At 53.2% G+C, this 17,841-nt stretch carries 15 protein-coding genes; 13 read left to right on the plus strand and 2 right to left on the minus strand.

The window, feature by feature from the left end; all coding sequences use genetic code 11:
* Positions 1-102 precede the first annotated feature (102 nt).
* The 9 genes from glpA to BUB68_RS03805 all read left to right on the plus strand — a co-directional run bounded on the left by glpA (position 103) and on the right by BUB68_RS03805 (position 10,150).
* Positions 103-1,713 carry an anaerobic glycerol-3-phosphate dehydrogenase subunit GlpA gene (glpA, locus tag BUB68_RS03765; RefSeq protein ID WP_073088454.1) on the plus strand — a complete coding sequence of 537 codons (1,611 nt, stop codon included), beginning with the start codon at positions 103-105 and terminating at the stop codon, positions 1,711-1,713.
* Positions 1,710-2,954 carry an anaerobic glycerol-3-phosphate dehydrogenase subunit GlpB gene (glpB, locus tag BUB68_RS03770; RefSeq protein WP_073088455.1) on the plus strand — a complete coding sequence of 415 codons (1,245 nt, stop codon included), beginning with the start codon at positions 1,710-1,712 and terminating at the stop codon, positions 2,952-2,954. The genes glpA and glpB overlap by 4 nt, the downstream gene beginning before the upstream one ends.
* 19 nt (positions 2,955-2,973) lie before the next feature.
* Entirely contained in the window at positions 2,974-4,206 is a 1,233-nt protein-coding gene (locus tag BUB68_RS03775; RefSeq protein ID WP_143188075.1) for an anaerobic glycerol-3-phosphate dehydrogenase subunit C, read from the plus strand.
* A 15-nt stretch (positions 4,207-4,221) separates the two neighbouring features.
* Positions 4,222-4,530: a PTS sugar transporter subunit IIB gene (locus tag BUB68_RS03780; protein WP_073088456.1), complete on the plus strand. Its 309-nt coding sequence runs from the start codon at positions 4,222-4,224 to the stop codon at positions 4,528-4,530.
* A 73-nt stretch (positions 4,531-4,603) separates the two neighbouring features.
* Entirely contained in the window at positions 4,604-6,106 is a 1,503-nt protein-coding gene (gene glpK / locus BUB68_RS03785; protein ID WP_073088457.1) for a glycerol kinase GlpK, read from the plus strand.
* 108 nt (positions 6,107-6,214) lie between these two features.
* Positions 6,215-6,952, plus strand: coding sequence for an MIP/aquaporin family protein (locus BUB68_RS03790; RefSeq protein ID WP_073088458.1), 738 nt, complete (start codon positions 6,215-6,217; stop codon positions 6,950-6,952).
* A gap of 347 nt (positions 6,953-7,299) precedes the next feature.
* Entirely contained in the window at positions 7,300-8,319 is a 1,020-nt protein-coding gene (locus BUB68_RS03795; protein WP_073088459.1) for a TRAP transporter substrate-binding protein, read from the plus strand.
* Positions 8,320-8,322: 3 nt separating this feature from the next.
* Positions 8,323-8,814, plus strand: coding sequence for a TRAP transporter small permease (locus BUB68_RS03800; protein WP_073088460.1), 492 nt, complete (start codon positions 8,323-8,325; stop codon positions 8,812-8,814).
* Positions 8,815-8,839: 25 nt separating this feature from the next.
* Positions 8,840-10,150, plus strand: coding sequence for a TRAP transporter large permease (locus tag BUB68_RS03805; RefSeq protein ID WP_073088461.1), 1,311 nt, complete (start codon positions 8,840-8,842; stop codon positions 10,148-10,150).
* Positions 10,151-10,216: 66 nt separating this feature from the next.
* On the opposite strand, the gene BUB68_RS03810 is transcribed toward BUB68_RS03805, so the two are convergent.
* Positions 10,217-10,963 carry a hypothetical protein gene (locus BUB68_RS03810; RefSeq protein ID WP_073088462.1) on the minus strand — a complete coding sequence of 249 codons (747 nt, stop codon included), beginning with the start codon at positions 10,961-10,963 and terminating at the stop codon, positions 10,217-10,219.
* Between the two features lie 166 nt (positions 10,964-11,129).
* Between BUB68_RS03810 and BUB68_RS03815 the strand changes: the two genes are divergently transcribed.
* Entirely contained in the window at positions 11,130-11,882 is a 753-nt protein-coding gene (locus BUB68_RS03815) for a tetratricopeptide repeat protein (RefSeq protein WP_073088463.1), read from the plus strand.
* A 43-nt stretch (positions 11,883-11,925) separates the two neighbouring features.
* Here BUB68_RS03815 and BUB68_RS03820 read toward each other — a convergent pair whose 3' ends face one another.
* Positions 11,926-12,765 carry a menaquinone biosynthetic enzyme MqnA/MqnD family protein gene (locus tag BUB68_RS03820; protein WP_073088464.1) on the minus strand — a complete coding sequence of 280 codons (840 nt, stop codon included), beginning with the start codon at positions 12,763-12,765 and terminating at the stop codon, positions 11,926-11,928.
* A gap of 193 nt (positions 12,766-12,958) precedes the next feature.
* Here BUB68_RS03820 and BUB68_RS03825 point away from each other — a divergent pair, with 193 nt between their 5' ends.
* From BUB68_RS03825 to BUB68_RS03835, 3 genes are read left to right on the plus strand one after another with little or no spacing between them, the layout of a single operon-like run.
* On the plus strand, positions 12,959-13,441 hold the full coding sequence (locus BUB68_RS03825; RefSeq protein WP_073088465.1) for a MarR family winged helix-turn-helix transcriptional regulator: 483 nt from the start codon (positions 12,959-12,961) through the stop codon (positions 13,439-13,441).
* A 10-nt stretch (positions 13,442-13,451) separates the two neighbouring features.
* Complete coding sequence (locus BUB68_RS03830; protein WP_073088542.1) at positions 13,452-14,504, plus strand: efflux RND transporter periplasmic adaptor subunit; 1,053 nt, start codon at positions 13,452-13,454, stop codon at positions 14,502-14,504.
* Positions 14,504-17,560 (plus strand): efflux RND transporter permease subunit, encoded by a 3,057-nt coding sequence (locus tag BUB68_RS03835; protein WP_073088466.1) that lies wholly within the window; start codon positions 14,504-14,506, stop codon positions 17,558-17,560. The genes BUB68_RS03830 and BUB68_RS03835 overlap by 1 nt, the downstream gene beginning before the upstream one ends.
* Positions 17,561-17,841: the final 281 nt, after the last annotated feature.

The raw sequence follows: 17,841 nt of genomic DNA on the forward strand, positions 1-17,841 counted from the left end.
TTGAAAATTTTCTATTGACAAAATAATCAATTAATTCACAATCGTGATGATAAAGAGCTGAAGGCTCGCAAAGTGCATTATGCCGGAGAGGATGAGAGTACGATGGAAAAAGCAACGGTCGTTGTGATAGGCGGCGGGGCCACAGGTGTGGGCATCCTGCGCGACCTTTCCATGCGCGGCGTGGATACGCTGCTGGTTGAGAAATGCGACCTGGTGAACGGAGCCAGTTCCCGCTATCATGGGCTGCTGCACAGCGGTGGCCGTTATGCGGTAAAAGATCAGGAGGCGGCCCGGGAGTGCATCATCGAGAACCAGATCTTGCGCAAGATCGGCAAGTCCTGTGTGGAGACGACCGGGGGCATGTTCGTAAGGCTCAATATTGACGATCCTGCCTATGAAGAAGCCTGGGTGAAAGGCTGTGCGGAGAGTGGAATCGAGGCCACGCCGATCACCCGGGAGGAGGCTTTCCGGTTAGAGCCGCTGCTCTCCAGGAATGTGGAGTCGGCGTATCTGGTGCCGGATGCTGCTATCGATGGTTTCCGCATGAGCTGGCAGAATGTGGAGTCCGCCAAACGCTATGGCGGACGCAGCCTGACTTACCGCGAAGTCATCGGGATTGAGCAGGCCAATGGTGAACTAAAAGGCGTCAAAGTACGGAATACCATAACGGGGGAAGAGAAACTCATCGAGTGTGAGATCGCCATCAACGCTGCTGGCGGCTGGGCCGGCAAAGTGGCGGCACTGGCTGGTGTGGAAGTCGGCGTGCAGCCGGACAAGGGAACGCTTTTGGCCTTCAATCAGCGGCTGACCAGCCATGTGGTCAACCGCCTGCATAAATCCTCGGATGGTGATATCTTCGTGCCGCATGGATCCATCACGATTCTGGGAACCTCGTCCATGAGCATCCCGGATCCTGAGGATACCAGCACTTCCCGTGAAGAAGTGGAGAACTTGCTGGCCATTGGGGAAAAGACGTTTGAGCATCTGCGGGACTACCGCATGCTCCGGGCATTTGCCGGCTCACGGCCGCTCTATATCCCACCCGGAGGTGTCAAAGGGCGTGGCGCATCCCGTGGCTTTGCCATCGTCGACCATGAAGAGGACGGGCTCAAAGGCTTGTTCACCATCGTGGGCGGCAAGTTCACGACTTATCGCCTGATGGCCGAGAAGATGGCCGATAAGGTCTGTGCTAAGCTGGGCAATACGGAAAGATGCCGGACGGCGGAAGAACCGCTGGTGCCGGAAGTCAGCGAGGAAGCAAAGATCGCCGCCCGCAAGTATTTCCCTGCCTATGGCACGAATCTGGCGGCCACCCGTCTGGGGCCGGAACGCTTTGCCAGAGTGGTGAAGCGGCTGGAAGAATCCCCGGAGAAGCGGGAACTGGTCTGTGAATGCGAGAATGTCACGCTGGCTGAATTTGAAGAAATCGCGCAGGAAGATTCCTGCTATCAGATCAATGATATACGCCGCCGTACCCGTGTGGGGATGGGCACTTGTCAGGGTAACTTCTGTGCCCTGCGCTCGGCTGGCCTGTTTGCGCAATATGGCAAGCAGAAAAGAGCGGCGGAAACACTTACTCGCATGAAGGAATTCCTGCAGGGCCGCTGGAAGGGCATCCGTCCGGTGCTTGTCGGCAGAACCTTGCGGGAAACGGAAATGACACGGGCTCTATATGAACTGTCCTTTCATGTGAATGGAGGCAAGACGGAATGAAACATGCGGATACCCTGGTAATTGGCAGCGGCTTTGCCGGCCTGATGGCGGCGCTGGTCAGTGCCAACCAGCGAAAAAAAGTGACCCTGCTCACCTGTGGTTCGGGTTCCCTTTCTTTGAATAGCGGTGTCATTGACGTATTGGGCTATGACGAAAAACACCATTATGTGCAGTGCCCGCGACAGGCATTGGCGAGCCTGCCGGCAGAACATCCTTACAGCAAGATAGGTCTGGAAACGGTGGAAAAAGCAGTGGATTACTTTCTCGATTTCACGCGGGATTATGGTTTCCCCTATCGTGGGTCTCTTGACCATCAGCTGCTGGTGCCTACGGCTGTGGGCACGATGAAGCCCACCTGTCTGGCCCCGCACTGCCTTGATGGCACGAGCCTCCACGGGGAGGAACATATCGTGATCGTGGGCATCAAGGGACTCAAGGACTTCTATGGCAATATCCTGCAGGACAACCTGCAGCAGTCCCTGAAGGGAGAGACGAAGTTCCCCATCGTGGAAGTGGATACGCCGCTGCTCGGCGGTCGTGATATCACCACCCTTGATGTGGCCCGCTGGCTGGATACCAACGAGGGCCGGGAGTCCCTGGTGAAACAGCTGAAACCCTATGTCCAGGCAGACAGCACGGTGTTCCTGCTGCCGCAGGTCCTGGGGACGAAGGGACAGGAGTGTGCTGCTTACCTCCATGAGAAGCTGGGGGCAGAGATCCTTGAAACCACCTGCCTGCCGCCATCCGTCAATGGCCTGCGCCTGCAGGCCATGCTCAAGCAGGCGCTCCGGGACCTGAAGGTGGAAATCGTGGAAGATACCAAGGTCCTGCGCGCTGTCAGCGAAGGCAGGAAGGTCACGGGCGTGGTGGCGAAGGCCTCTGTCCGGGAAAAGACCTACTATGCGGATAAGTTCATCCTAGCCACCGGTGGCCTCTATAGCGGCGGCATCACGGTGCGGGAATTTGAAAAGCCGCAGGAGATGGTCTTTGACCTGCCGGTCTACAGTGAATCCAGTGAGGAAAAATGGAGCAATGAGGAATTGTTCTCCGATAAGCCGCAAGGCTTTGCCAAGACCGGTGTGCGCACGGATGATGACCTGCGGCCGGTGGATGAGAAGGATCAGCTGGTTTATGAAAATGTTTATGTCGTGGGCAACAGCCTGGGCGGTTATGATTTCTGCTTTGAACATTCCGGCAACGGTGTGGCGTTAGCTTCGGCTTACAAAGCCGCATTGATGTGAGGAAGGAGAGACTTTGGCGATGAGTGATATCAGTAAGAAAATTGAAGAGATGGAAACGGCACGTGCGACTGCCGACCATTGCCTGTCCTGTACTTCCTGTATGTCCAGCTGCCCCGTGATGGAAGCAGAAAAGAGCTATCGCGGCCCGAAGCTTGTAGGCCCTGCTCACAGCCGCATGCATTTTTCCCAGGATGATTTCGAAGACAGTCTGGATTTCTGCTCCAACTGCAAGAGCTGTGACCGTGCCTGCCCTTCCGGGGTGGCGGTGTCCACGCTGAATATGCTGCAGCGGGCCAAATACTACGAAACCCACGAGCATTCCCAGCGTGATGATATGCTGGCACATGGTGAGCGCATGGCCAGACTCGTCCGTTCCCTGCCCTTTGGGGCGACGTTTGCCAATCTGGGCATGAAGGTCGGCAAGTCTTTGGGGATGTTCGCCGCTATGGGGATGGCAGGAGAACGCAATATGCCGGCATATGCCTCTGAGAGCTTCATGCAGCTGTTCAAGGGCATCAGGCAGCCTGCCAGTCAGAAGAAGGTGGTGTTCTTCCCGGGATGCTTCATCAATCAGAATGAACCGCAGGTGGGCGTGGCCTTTGTCAAGGTCATGAATGCCAACGGCTATGAGGTTCTCGTGGATGAGAAGTTCAACTGCTGCGGTTCGCCGATGGTGGTCACAGGCTATCTGGATGAGGCCCATGAACATGCCGATAACAATGTGAGCCGCATTCTGGAATGGAAGCAAAAGGGCATTCCCGTAATCGCCTGCTGCACTTCCTGTTCCCTGATGCTCAAACAGGAATATCACGAACTCTTCAATGAAGAGAAGATGCACGAGGCCGGCGAAAACGTCTATGATGCCTTTGAATTCCTGGAGATGCTGGCCGATAAGGGGCAGCTCAATACCGACTTCAAACAGGTAGGGGAAAAGCTTATGTATCACGTTCCCTGCCACCTCAAGAGTCAGGGGTTCGGTGTACCGGCAGCCAGGATACTGGCGGAGATTCCCGGTGTTTCCGTGGAACAGGCCGATGCGGGCTGTTGCGGCATGAGCGGCAACTATGGCTTCAAGGGGGATAAATACGCCATTTCCATGAAGATAGGCGAAAAGCTCTTCCGCCGCATCAAAGACTCTCAAAGTGACGAAGTCATCTGCGACTGCGGCACTTGCAGATTACAGATCCAACATGGTACGCAGGCTAAGACCTGTCATCCCGTTGAGATATTAGCTAAGGCTTATGGTAAGTAGGAAGGAGGATTTTCAATGATTCGGAGAATTGTACTGATCTGTTCAGCCGGTGTGTCCACCAATATGCTGGTGCGCCGCATGGAACATGAGGCAGCAAGGCTGGGGTATCCCTGCTCGGTGACATTCTATCCCATTCAGGAAGTCAAGGAGGCATCCCAGTTTGCGGATGTCATGCTGCTGGCTCCCCAGTCTGCATTTGAACTGCCGGAGCTGCAGGTCAGGTATCCTAACGTCAAGTCAGCGGTTATTCCCAAGGATCTCTATGCCGGCATTGATGCGGTCAAGATCCTGGATCTGGCCCAGAAGATTGTCGGAGACTATTAAAGGTCAGCATGAATTTTTCTTAATCTTAATCAGAGTCTTGATTGACTCCACAAGAAAGTAGAGGGGTTTCACAATGGCAAAGAATTATGTAATGGCTTTGGATGCAGGTACGACGAGCAATCGCGCGATCATTTTCGACAAGAACTCGAAGATTGTCGGCGTTTCCCAGAAGGAATTCACCCAGTATTTCCCGGAACCGGGCTGGGTGGAACATGATGCGGATGAAATCTGGAGCTCCATGACCACGGTCATGAAGGAAGCTCTCGAGCAGTCCGGCCTCGTAGCCAGCGATATCGCAGCAATCGGTATCACCAACCAGCGCGAAACCACGGTCGTCTGGGACAAGAACACGGGCCGTCCTGTGTACAACGCCATTGTCTGGCAGTCCCGCCAGACGGCTCCCATTGCGGAAGACCTCAAGAAAAAAGGCCTTGTGGATGAGGTCAAGGACAAGACTGGTCTTCTGATTGATGCTTATTTCTCCGCTACGAAAATCAAATGGATCCTCGACAAGGTGGAAGGCGCCCGCGAAAAGGCAGAAAAGGGCGAGCTGCTCTTTGGTACCATCGATACCTGGCTGATTTGGAAGCTCACGGGCGGCAAGGCTCATGTGACGGATTACTCCAATGCTTCCCGTACCATGCTCTACAACATCAATGAACTCAAATGGGATGACGCGCTGCTGGGCTATCTCGATGTGCCGAAATCCATGCTGCCGGAAGTAAAACCGTCTTCCTGTGTCTATGGCGAAACCGTTCCGCCCATCCTCGGTGCACCGATTCCCGTTGCTGGCGCTGCTGGTGACCAGCAGGCTGCGCTCTTTGGCCAGAACTGCTTCGAACCGGGCATGGCGAAGAACACCTATGGTACGGGCTGCTTTATGCTCATGAACACGGGTACGGAAATCCACAAATCCAAGAATGGCCTCGTGACGACCATTGCCTGGGGCCTCGATGGCAAGGTGGAATACGCGCTCGAAGGTTCCATCTTCGTAGCCGGCTCCGCTATCCAGTGGCTCCGCGATGGCGTGCGCATGGTGGATTCTGCACCGGATTCTGAGTGGGTGGCCAAGAAAGTCAAGGACAACGGCGGCGTTTATGTCGTACCGGCTTTCGTCGGTCTCGGCGCTCCGTATTGGGATATGAATGCCCGCGGTGCCATCATCGGCATCACCCGTGGCACGACCAAGGCACATATCGTACGTGCTACGTTGGAATCGCTGGCTTATCAGACGCGTGATGTCCTGGAAGCCATGGAAGCTGACTCCGGTGAAAAGCTCTCTGCTCTCAAGGTAGACGGCGGTGCGGTAGCCAATAACCTGCTCATGCAGTTCCAGTCTGACCTGCTGGGTGTGCCTGTTGACCGTCCGCAGATCACGGAAACCACTGCTCTGGGTGCTGCTTATCTTGCCGGTCTGGCCGTGGGCGTCTGGACGAACAAGGAAGAACTCAAGAGCAGCTGGAAGCTGGATTCCCGCTTCGAATCCCAGATGGAAAAGACGGAAGCCGACCGCCTCTATAAGGGCTGGCGCAAAGCCGTCAAACATTCCATGCACTGGCTGGATGAAGAAGAATAAGATTCTTGGATTGCAATAGTCCAGCCTCCCCCCTTGGGGGGAGGTGGCAGCCGCAGGCTGACTATTGATATAATGCTATTATCATTTTTTTTAGAGAGAGGGATTATCATGGTAACAGGTTCTGAAAACTTGCTGGGCGAGTTCTTTGGCACAATGGTACTGCTTGTCTTTGGTTGCGGCGTTTGTGCCAATATGTCACTGACGAAATCAAAAGGCCAGGGCGGCGGGTGGATCTGCGTAGCCTTCGGCTGGGCATTTGCCGTTACGCTGGGTGTATTCACGGCTACGACGCTGGGCGCTCCTCAGGGCGACCTGAATCCGGCTGTTACGCTGGCTAAGATGATGGCCGGCATCTACACCTTCAATCAGTTCCTCATGACTTCTATTGTGCAGCTCTTAGGCGGTATCGTCGGTGCGGCTATCGTCTGGCTGGCATATCTGCCGCATTGGGCTGAAACGGAAGATCAGGCTACGAAATTGGGCGTCTTCGCTACGGGCCCGGCTATCCGCAATCCGGCTGCCAATTTCATCTGCGAGACCATCGCTACGTTCTTCCTGATGTTTGTCATCTGGATGATCTTCTCCAAACCGGTTGGCACGCTGGTTCCGGGTTACGGCCCCTATATCGTCGGTATCCTGATCCTGGCACTTGGCCTTTCCCTGGGTGGCCCCACGGGTTATGCCATGAATCCCGCCCGTGACCTGGGCCCGCGCATTGCCCATGCCATCCTGCCGATTGCCGGCAAGGGCAGCTCCGACTGGGGGTATGCCTGGATTCCCGTTGTGGCACCGCTCTGCGGCGGCCTCATCGCTTATCTGGTAGCTTCCTGCTGCGGTGTGCTTTAAACATGAAAATCTCCTAAGGTTTCCTAAATTCATTTTCCCCTGAAGATTCCATAACAAAGGGCTGTTGCACATAAGCATTTTGCCACAATATCCGATTTATAGGGAAAAAAGTTTTCCTGTACTGGATATTGTAGTGGAATGTCTTAGTGCAACAGCCTATTTTTGTCGTTTCACCTTTCTTATATATCATAAACACAAGTATTTTATCCAATTAGCGCAAAATAAAAGGGATAAACACAAGGCTGCGGTTGATAAACACATTTACTTACACGCATAAACAAATTAAAATAATATATAACAAGCATAAATATGTGCGAATATGTTGTGTGGAAAGGTGTGATCAAAGCATGAAGTGGAAAGGAAACTTAGCCGTTTTGCTGGTCGTGGGCCTGCTTATCTTCCTTATGCTGCCGCTGGGGAATTCCATTGGGAATGGCAAGCGGATTGTAAGGATTGCCCATTCACAATCGGAGAAACATCCGGAGCATATCGGCTTGTTGGCCTTCAAGAAGCATGTGGAGGAAAAGCTGGGGGATAAGTTTGAGGTGCAGATTTTCCCGAATGAATTGTTGGGGGGACAGAAAAAAGCCATTGAATTGACGCAGACTGGTGCCATTGATTTTATCGTGGTGGGGTGTCCGAATGTGGAAACCATTGCCAGCGTTTATGAAGTGTTCAGTATGCCTTATCTGTTTGCATCACAAAAAGCTTATTTTGATACGATGCGGGATGAGGATTACATGAAGAAGATATATGCTTCCACGGATGAGGCAGGTTTTCGTGTCATGACCTGGTATAATGCGGGGATCCGCAGTTTCTATGCCAAGGAGAAGATAGAAAAACCTGAGGATATGCAGGGGATGAAATTACGTGTGCAGCAATCTCCGGCCAGCATTGCGATGGTGAATGCCTTTGGCGCGGCCGCAACGCCAATGGCTTTTGGCGAAGTCTACACTGCAATCCAGCAGGGGGTTATCGATGGGGCGGAAAACAACGAACTGGCCATTACCAATAATAAGCATGGTGAGGTGGCAAAGTATTACAGCTATACAAACCATCAGATGATTCCCGATGTACTTATGGCTAATCTGCGCTTCCTGCAATCGTTGAGTCCGGAAGAACAGGAAGTTTTTGCGGAGGCGGCCAGGTTGTCCACGGATGTGGAGCTGGAAGCCTGGGACAAAGAAGTGGAAAATGCCAAAAAGATAGCGCAGGAAGAAATGGGCGTGACTTTTGTCGATGTGGATATGACACCGTTCCGCGCTCAGGTTCTGGAACTGCATAAGGAGATGTTGGCCAAAAATCCGAATATCCGGGATATTTACGAGCACATCCAGGAAATCAATGCAAAGGATACGGGGGCATAAGGTATGAAATGCATCAAGAGAATACGCAATATACTGGATAAGACTCTGTCTGTGGCATGCAGTGTCATGTTTGCCGCGATTGTCTGTATTGGCACTTATCAGATCGTCACCCGGTACATCTTCAACAGTCCCAGTACGGTATCGGAGGAGCTGTTGACTTATACGTTTGCCTGGATGGCTCTGTTGGTATCGGCCCTGGTCTTTGGCAAGCGGGAACACTTGCGGGTATCGGTATTTGCGGACCGGCTCCAAGGGAAGGAACGGACGTGGCTGGAATTGTTTATTGAGACAATGGTGGTGGCTGTGGCGCTGGTAGTGCTTCTCTACGGCGGCCTGACTATCATGGAGCTGACTATGTCGCAGAAGACGGCATCGTTGGGAATTCCCATGGGGGCGGTATATGCGGTGGTGCCGTTGACAGGATTGCTGATTGGTATTTACGGGGTATTCAACATCATGGACTTATGGAAAGAAAATATGCAGGGCAGCAGATGAACTTGGGTAGAAATGAGGTGTATGTATGAGCGTGGCAATTCTTTCCGGCACGATTATCCTGGTGGCGCTGGTGGTGCTGCTGATCGTGGGAATGCCCATTGCGATGGCATTGGCCATTGCGTCCATTCTGGCAATCCTGCCGGTTTTGAACTTTGATGCAGCGGTGCTGACCGGAGCACAGCGGATATTTTCCGGGATTTCGATTTTTTCACTGCTGGCCATCCCGTTCTTCATATTGGCGGGCAATATCATGAATCGGGGCGGGATCGCGATTCGTTTGATCAATCTGGCCAAATTGTTTACGGGGCAGACTCCGGGGGCGCTGGCCCAGACCAATGTAGTAGCCAATATGATGTTCGGTTCCATATCTGGTTCGGGAACGGCGGCTGCTTCGGCCATGGGCTCGATGATTGCTCCGATTGAGAAGGATGAGGGCTATGAGCCGAGTTTTTCAGCGGCGACCAACATCTCGTCGGCACCTTCGGGGTTGTTGATTCCGCCTAGTAATGTGATGATTACTTATTCCCTGGTCAGCGGTGGCACCTCGGTGGCAGCGCTCTTTATGGCCGGGTATATTCCGGGGCTTCTCTGGGGGCTTGCCTGCATGAGTGTGGCTTATGTCCTGGCTCGTCAGCATGGTTATCGGGCTGAGCATGTGTTTGCCTCCAAGGAAGCCTGGAAGGTGATGGCCGATGCGGTTCCCTGTCTGCTGTTGTTGGTGGTGGTTATTGGCGGCATCATTTCTGGTGTCTTTACGGCCACCGAAGGTTCCGTAGTGGCTGTGGTGTATAGCCTGCTCCTGTCCATGTTCTGCTATCATTCCATCCGTGTACAGGATCTACCCCGCATCTTTGAGGAAAGTGCGGAGATGACCGGTATCATCATCTTTTTGATTGGTACTTCCAGCATCATGTCCTGGGTAATGGCCTTCACGAATATTCCTGAGGCTGTTTCGGCAGGATTGCTGGGACTGACCGACAGCCGTATCCTGATCCTGCTTTTCATTAACATCATCCTGCTGGTGGTAGGAACCTTTATGGATATGACACCGGCTTGCCTGATCTTTACCCCGATTTTCCTGCCGGTGTGCATGGCGCTGGGAATCAACCCCATCCATTTCGGCATTTTCATGATTTTCAATCTGTGCATCGGTACCATTACTCCGCCGGTGGGCACGACACTGTTTGTCGGCGTGAAAGTGGGCGGCGTGGAACTCGAGTCCGTTGTCAAGTGGCTGCTTCCGTTCTTCGCAGCCTTGTTCATCGCTTTGTTGATGGTGACGTATATACCAGAACTTTCCCTGTGGCTGCCAGGTTTGATGGGCTATGTGAAATGAACAGACAAAAATGGCCTCCGTGTTTGGAGGCCGTTTTTGTGCAAAGAATTGCATGGGATATGGTGTTTAGTCTTCTGTCTTGGGCATCATCAGATAGTCATGGCCTTTTTCGCCGAAGAGGTGTTTTCCGGAGAAGAATTTAACCGGCACGAAGGTCAGCAGTCCAATCAGCAGGAACATGAAGGCTACGGGAATCAGCGTGGCAATCCGCAGGGCTTCATAGAAGGTACGGCCGTTTGCGATCTCCTTGGCCATCAGGCGCCATAACAGGGCCGTCATGCCCAGTCCCACAAGCATTCCCATGAACATGGACAGGCCGATGGCACTGCTGGAAGTGGCGCTGAAGGCGGTATACGTGATGAACACACCGGCAATCATGGACGTGACGATACAGGCAAAGTAATAGAAGATGTATCCTTGATATTTGCCGATGGGCTTGAAGTAATGACGATTGACGTAGATGGCTGCAATCACCCAGATCGCCAGGCCGGCAGGCCCGAGAAGTGCCTGGACAATGCCCAGCAGGATCAGGCTCACAAGCGTGCAGGGCACCAGCCGGAACAGGAAATGCCAGACCTTGTTTTGGTAGAAGATGTATACGCTGAGCACCAGCATGGCAAGGGACAGCACAATCTCCAGCAGGGTCGCCGGCAGGAGCAGGAAACTCAGGGCATTATCCGGGGCAACGGTGGCAGCGTTGGTGCAGAATTGGACAAAGGTCAGCAACATCAGAAACAGCATGTACTTTTGACCGCGATCTTCCTCGCTGGCCAAGCCGTTTTTCCAATCCAGGCAAGATTTTAATGTACTCATAAATGACCTCCTCGAAAAATGAAAATAAAATGAAAACATGATATACTATAACAAGGGCTGATTAAATCCTGCTTAAAAATTGAGAATTATTTTTACTGGTAGGCAGGACTTTTGTCCCTTTTTGCGAATTATAGATTATCATGACTGCAAGAGGAGGCTGATCTGTGTGAAAAAGGATTTGTTTGCTATAGCATTGGCTATGGGGTTATTGACGGCAATGCCGGCAGGAGAGGCAGCGCTTTCCGAACAAGCGCTGGCAGATTTGCAGCAATCCCATTCCGGGCTCTTTTATTTGAGCAGTACCACGGTAGATTTCAATATTGCTGAACAATTGAAACGTGCTAAAACAGCCATTGATGAGGAGCAGGATTATCCAATGGCGGTGGCTGTACTGGATAAAGTGATTGAGCTTGATCCGAAAAATGCCGAGGCGTATTTGCTGCGTGGCATCGCCAAAGGCCACCGGGCAGCAGAGCAGAAAAACAGTGTCTTTTATGAAATGTTTAACGAAGCAGATCGTGATTTTCAGGAAGCTTTGATGCTTGAGCCCGATAATCCCACGTTTTGGTTTTATCGGGGAGAGAATGCCCTGCTGCGGGCTGAGACATGGGAAAACGGTGTGCTCGAAAGCAAGGATGGCTGGGGCAGTTATGAAGAGGCAATAAAGCTATGTCCGAATTATCTGGATGCAATGGTGCGGATGGGTGATGTCTATTACCATAACTACTACGTAGGCTATACAACGAAAGAAAGCAGCCTGGAAAAGGCCATTGAGTGGTATAACAAGGTCTTGGTGTTAGTGCCGAATCATGGAACTGTCGTGGCTAAAAAGGAAATGGCCAAGGAACTGCTGAACAAAAAGAAGCAAGAGGCGGAGAAAGAGGCCCGCGAGCGTGAACTGAGACAGCGTGTTAGCTGAAAAAAGTCACGACTACAGCATTTCAGCGTGTAGTCGTGACTTTTTAATTGCGCCGTACTTTGGCGAAGTTGAGTTCGGGGATATGTTCGATCAGGTTCATATTATGGGCCATCTGGTAGAAAGTCCGGAGGCCGTCGAGGTATTCTTCGCTCAGATCCCATTTTATGGTGTTGTAGAGGTAGCTGTCGAGCTGTTCGTAGGTGAAGGGCTTCTCCTTCAGGATGGAATGGATGATGGTTTCCTGGTTTTCCGGATATTTCTGGAACGCCCGATGCACCCGGTCATAGATGAGCTGCAGCATTTCCGGGCTGTTTTCGGCAAAGTCCTTGTTTACCACCCAGAGGGCATAGACCATCTTCTTGCCGGTGAGTTCCTGCCATTCCTGCCCCAGATCATAATAATAGAGGCCTTCTTCGCGGTGATGGTAGCACCAGAGGGCATCATCACCAATCAGCAGGGAAGCTGTGGCATCTTCGGGGATGGGGCTTTCGGGGGCCACATGGCGCACATAGTAATTGGGGATGGCACCGTAGCTGCGCAGGATGATTTTCAGCAGGCAATGAGAGGTAGCACTTTTGGCCGTGAGGATGATCTTGTCATCCTTGAGCCTTTCGATGGGCTTCCTGGAAATCAGCAGGATGCTCTGGACGGCACCGTCGGTGCTGACGCAGACATCCGGCAAGATTACGAGTTTTTCGCTGTGGCGGGCGTAGACGATGGACGAGCAGTTGCTCATATCCAGCCGCCCGTTAATGAGGTCGTTATTGAGGATGGCGGGCACGCCGCGGGTGATGGACAGCCCTTGGGCGGCGCCATGGTTGTAACTGTAGGAAAGAGGCAGGACATTCAGAAAATCGATATGGCCGACACGTGGGCAGGTCATAGCTATTCCCCCTTTATAAAAGACTTCTCTATCATTATACACGGAAGGCAGAATAAGGAAAAGAAAAAATGGCGTGTAAATTATCAGAAAAAAGTGATGAATATTGACTTTTATGCAGTTTTGCAGTAAAATTGTTTGATGTAATCAACTTACTGAAATACAACTTATTATAAAAGACAGGGAGGATTTTGAGATGGATGAATATGTAAATTGGGGGCGCTGGTTCTCCATTCTGCATCGCCGTTCGCAGTTGTTTGTGGTGGAGGCCTGCCAGAAATATGGACTGACGTTTTCGGAATATATCATGCTGATCCGCATTTTCGATCATGAGGGAGCCAAGCAGGATGATCTGGCGGCCATGCTTTATCTGGATAAGGCGGTGGTCACCCGTACCATCAATCTGCTGGTGGATAAGGGCTTCATTTATCGGGAAGCCGATTCGGTCGATCGGCGTATCCGTCATATCTACCTTACGGATTATGGCCGTGAGCAGCATGAATACCTGCGCAATGTCATTCAGGGCTGGGTGGATTATCTGGTGACGGACATGGATAAGGCTGAGGTCAAGGAGCTCTTTACGGGCTTCCATAAATTGGTAGATCGGGCCTGTGAGGCAGATTTGGTGGAGTTGGCCAAGCATTTGCCGACGGGGGGCGCAGTCCGTGAAAAACTGTAAGTTTTTGGCCATGGTGCTTGTGGCTGTGACTTTGCTGGCCAGTGGCTGCGGCAGCAAGGAAGCTGCCCAGGAGAAACCCGTGCTGGTAAAGACACAGCAGGCCAGCCTGGGGGCGGATGCGCAGAGTGGCAGCTATTCCGGTACCGTGAAGGGGCGCCATGAAACGAATATGTCTTTTCAGGTGGGCGGCCAGATCCTGGCGCGCAATGTGCAGGTGGGCAGCCGCGTTCATGCGGGGGATGTGCTGATGGTCATCGATGCCCGGGATGTGCTGCAACAGTCCAACCAGGGGGATGCGCAGGTGGCTTCGGCCCGGGCGCAGCTCTCGCTGGCTGAGAAGAATCTGGAGCGCTATACGCAGCTGTATCAGGAAAGTGCGGTATCCAAGGCCACGCTGGATCAGTATCAGACCAATTATGATGCGGCTTTTGCGGCATATAGAAGCGCATTGGCGCAGCAGAAGCAGGGCCATAATTCTCTGGGGTACACCAATCTGACCTCTGGTGCCAATGGCGTGATCTCGGCCATTTCGGCCGAGGAAGGCCAGGTCGTAGCTGCTGGCCAGACGGTGCTGACACTGGTGCAGACTGATGAGCTGGAAGTGGAGATCTCCGTGCCGGAAAATAAGGTGAGTGAGCTTTCGCTGGGACTGCCCGTGTCGGTGGACTTCTGGGCCTTGAAAGGGCGCGTCGATGGAACGATCCGCGAGATTGCGCCCATGGCTGATGCGGCGACCCGTACCTACAAGGTGCGTGTATCGATACCGGAACCGCCGGAGGGGATGCAGCTGGGCATGACCGCCAATGTGTCCATCAAGGGTGCGGAGACGGAGGAAGCAGATGGAATAACCACGTTGCCTTTGGCCGCAATCTTCCAGGATGGGGATACTGCCCAGGTTTGGGTGGTAGGCGATGATAACAGGCTTACCGCCAAGGCTGTGACGGTTGAACAGCTGGGTGATGATAAAGTGCAGGTCGCAGGCCTGGGGGTTGGTGATCTGGTTGTGACCGCAGGGGTGCATAAACTCCATGAAGGTCAGAGCGTGCGGACGGAGGCGGACTGATGCGGAATCTTACGGAAGTTTCCCTGAAAAACCGCACGCTGGTGTGGTATTTTATCGTCATTACCGCCATTGGCGGCATCCTGTCCTACTTTCAGCTCGGGCGTATGGAAGATCCCCAGTTCACCATCCGTCAGATGGTGATATCGGCTGCCTGGCCGGGGGCTACGGCAGAGGAGATGCAGGAGCAGGTCACGGACAAGCTGGAAAAGCGCCTGCAGGATACGCCACATCTGAAGGCCATAAAGAGTGAGAACCGGGCCGGACAGGCGGTTATCTATGTGGAACTGCAGGATGAGATGCACAAGGGCGATATCCGTCCGACCTGGCGTGATGTGCGCAATTTCTGTGAGGATATCAAGAAGGATCTGCCGGAGGGCGTCTACGGCCCTTACTATAATGACCGCTTTGATGATGTGTTCGGCACGGTCTATGCTGTCACTGGTGATGGTTACAGCTACGAGGAATTGCGGCAGTATGCTGAGAAGACGCGGCGCATGCTCTTGAACGTTCCGAGCGTGCAGAAGGTCGAGCTGATCGGCGAGCAGAAGGAAAAGATCTATGTGGAACTCGATACCATGAAGCTCAGTGAGCTGGGCATCAGTCCGCAGGCGATCTCTAATGCACTCAAGACACAGAATGAAATGACGGCAGCGGCCATGGTGGATACGGATTCCTCCAATGTCTACCTGCGCCTCAGCGGTCAGTTCGCAGATGTGAAGGCCATTGAGGAGACGCCCATCAGCGCGGGCGGCCGCAATTTCCGCTTGGGGGATGTGGCCAAGGTCAGCCGCAAGGCGGGCAGTCCTGCTGACAGCAAGATGTTCTTCAACGGTGAGCCGGCAATCGGCATTGCCGTGTCCATGGAGGATGGCGGCAATATCCTCGCTTTGGGTGAGAACCTCAAGAAACAGATAACGGCCATTCAGGGTGAATTGCCTGCCGGGCTGGAAATCCAGCAGGTGGCCAACCAGTCGGAAGTGGTGCGTTCCTCCATCAATGAGTTCATCAAGACCCTGATGGAAGCCATCGTGATTGTCCTGGCGGTCAGCTTCATGTCACTGGGCTGGCGGACGGGGATGGTAGTAGCCTGCTGTATCCCGCTGGTGCTCTGCGGCGTCTTTATCTTCATGTATGTGCTGGGCATTGACCTGCATAAGGTGTCTTTAGGTTCGCTGATTATCGCGCTGGGGCTTTTGGTGGATGATGCCATCATCGCCGTGGAAATGATGAGCGTGAAGCTCGAAGCGGGCCTTAGTCGCTTCGAGGCGGCCTGCTTTGCCTTCAAGGCCACGGCCAAACCGATGCTGACTGGTACCCTGATTACCTGCGCGGGCTTTATCCCCGTTGCTTTTTCCAAAGGGATGGCCAGTGAGTTCTGCAGTGCGCTGTTCCCGGTCATCGGCATCGCGCTGGTGCTGTCCTGGGTCGTGTCCGTCATGGTGGCGCCACTGCTGGGCACCTATATGATCCGGGTGAAACCCAAGGTGGATGAACAGGGCGAGCTCAATCCGTATCAGAGCCGCTTTTATGTGGAATTCCGCAAGGTGCTGCAGCTGTTCCTGACACACCGTCGGACGGTGCTGTTGGGCACGGTGGCCCTCTTTGTCCTGTCGCTGGCGATGATGCCGCATATCCGGCAGGAATTCTTCCCGTCCTCTACGCGTCCGGAAGTGCTCATGGAGCTCAAATTGCCGGAGGGGTCTTCGATGGAGGCTTCGCAGGCCGTTGCAGACCGGATGTCCAACTTCCTGCAGCAGCATGAAGATCTGCTGGATAACTATTCCTATTATGTGGGCCGCTACGCGCCCCGTTTTGTCCTGACTGTCGATCCCAAGGCCAGCACGGACAATGTCGCGAACTTTGTCATCGTGACCAAGGATGTCAAGGCGCGGGAGAAGCTGGCCGAAGAGCTGAAGGCTTCTTTCAATGAGGAGTTCTCGGATGTACGGGCGAAGCTGCAGTACCTGCAGACCGGCCCGCCGACGGATTATCCGGTCATGCTGCGGGTGACGGGCTACAATACGGAAAAGACCAAGGAACTTGCTCATAAGGTGGAAGAGATCGTAGCCGCTGACAGCAATAATTACAATGTGCATCTGGACTGGAATGAGAAGAGCAAGGTGGTCAAGCTGGAGCTGGATCAGGATAAGCTCAAAAGCCTGGGGCTGAGCGCACAGGCGGTCAAGCAGATGATCTACACCGAGGTTACTGGTGCCAAGGCGGCCCAGTTCTACACGGGGGACCGTACGCTGGATATCACCCTGCGCCTGTCGGTTGCCGATCGCGAGGATTTGGGCAAGATTGGCAGCCTGCCGGTCTATCTGGGCAGTGCCGGTTATGTGCCGCTGGAGCAGATCGCCAAGATTTCCTATGGGGCCGAAGATGGCCTGATCAAGCGCCGCAACCTGCTGCCCACGATCACGGTACAGGCTGAGGTGCATGAAGGCACGGCCAATGATGCCACGAAAAAAGCTTATGAGGCGACAAAGGAACTGCGGGAAAACCTGCCCTTCGGCTGTGATATCCAAGTGGCAGGAGCGTTGGAGAACAGCAACAACGCTTCCCGCTTCCTGCTGGCGCCGGTGCCGGCCATGATCTTCGTCATCATGACGCTGCTGATGTTCCAGCTGGACAGCGCCAAACAGATGCTGCTGACCCTGCTGACCGCGCCGCTGGGGCTGATTGGTGTGGTCTGGGGCATGTTGCTTACGGATTCGGCCATGGGCTTCGTGGCGGAACTGGGCATCCTGGCTTTGTTCGGCATGATCATCCGCAACTCGGTCATCCTCATCGACCAGATCAAGAAACATATCGCGGCGGGAGAAACTCCTTATGATGCCGTGGTGGATTCGGCTATCCTGCGCTTCCGTCCCATCATGCTGACGGCGGCAGCAGCCATCCTGGGCATGATCCCCCTGATGGCCAGCACCTTCTGGGGCCCGATGGCCGTAGCGATTTCCAGCGGCCTGCTGGTGGCTACGATCCTGACCTTGCTGGTGCTGCCGACCATGTATGCGGTGGCCTATAAGGTCGAAAATGATGTGCACACGGACTAAAGTTCATGGATAGGCGTTCAATTGCTTAAAATATACGCGATGGAGAGACAATTTAATCCATTTGTATGTAAGTAAATGATAATTAATCTTGTTTTTTGTAAATTGATTGACAATTTATGTATGCCCTTTATATAATAAGAAAGAAGGGGTGCTGTGCGTTGACAAAGACTCTCAATTTTGCTATGATAAAGACTGAAATTGATAATTTTTCTTCATTATCATTTCGTTCTCCAATGGCAGAATGGGGAAGCAGGTTACCCTATGAATGAATTATAGGCGAG

Source organism: Pseudoselenomonas ruminantium (assembly GCF_900142515.1).
In the GTDB taxonomy this organism is placed as follows: Bacteria; Bacillota; Negativicutes; order Selenomonadales; family Selenomonadaceae; genus Selenomonas_A; species Selenomonas_A ruminantium_D.

Excerpts from the sequence above, each read along its gene's own strand:
- glpA (WP_073088454.1), top strand. The coding sequence starts at position 103 with ATGGAAAAAGCAACGGTCGTTGTGATAGGCGGCGGGGCCACAGGTGTG.
- glpB (WP_073088455.1), top strand. The coding sequence starts at position 1,710 with ATGAAACATGCGGATACCCTGGTAATTGGCAGCGGCTTTGCCGGCCTG.
- BUB68_RS03775 (WP_143188075.1), top strand. The coding sequence starts at position 2,974 with ATGAGTGATATCAGTAAGAAAATTGAAGAGATGGAAACGGCACGTGCG.
- BUB68_RS03780 (WP_073088456.1), top strand. The coding sequence starts at position 4,222 with ATGATTCGGAGAATTGTACTGATCTGTTCAGCCGGTGTGTCCACCAAT.
- glpK (WP_073088457.1), top strand. The coding sequence starts at position 4,604 with ATGGCAAAGAATTATGTAATGGCTTTGGATGCAGGTACGACGAGCAAT.
- BUB68_RS03790 (WP_073088458.1), top strand. The coding sequence starts at position 6,215 with ATGGTAACAGGTTCTGAAAACTTGCTGGGCGAGTTCTTTGGCACAATG.
- BUB68_RS03795 (WP_073088459.1), top strand. The coding sequence starts at position 7,300 with ATGAAGTGGAAAGGAAACTTAGCCGTTTTGCTGGTCGTGGGCCTGCTT.
- BUB68_RS03800 (WP_073088460.1), top strand. The coding sequence starts at position 8,323 with ATGAAATGCATCAAGAGAATACGCAATATACTGGATAAGACTCTGTCT.
- BUB68_RS03805 (WP_073088461.1), top strand. The coding sequence starts at position 8,840 with ATGAGCGTGGCAATTCTTTCCGGCACGATTATCCTGGTGGCGCTGGTG.
- BUB68_RS03810 (WP_073088462.1), bottom strand. The coding sequence starts at position 10,963 with ATGAGTACATTAAAATCTTGCCTGGATTGGAAAAACGGCTTGGCCAGC.
- BUB68_RS03820 (WP_073088464.1), bottom strand. The coding sequence starts at position 12,765 with ATGACCTGCCCACGTGTCGGCCATATCGATTTTCTGAATGTCCTGCCT.
- BUB68_RS03825 (WP_073088465.1), top strand. The coding sequence starts at position 12,959 with ATGGATGAATATGTAAATTGGGGGCGCTGGTTCTCCATTCTGCATCGC.
- BUB68_RS03830 (WP_073088542.1), top strand. The coding sequence starts at position 13,452 with ATGGTGCTTGTGGCTGTGACTTTGCTGGCCAGTGGCTGCGGCAGCAAG.
- BUB68_RS03835 (WP_073088466.1), top strand. The coding sequence starts at position 14,504 with ATGCGGAATCTTACGGAAGTTTCCCTGAAAAACCGCACGCTGGTGTGG.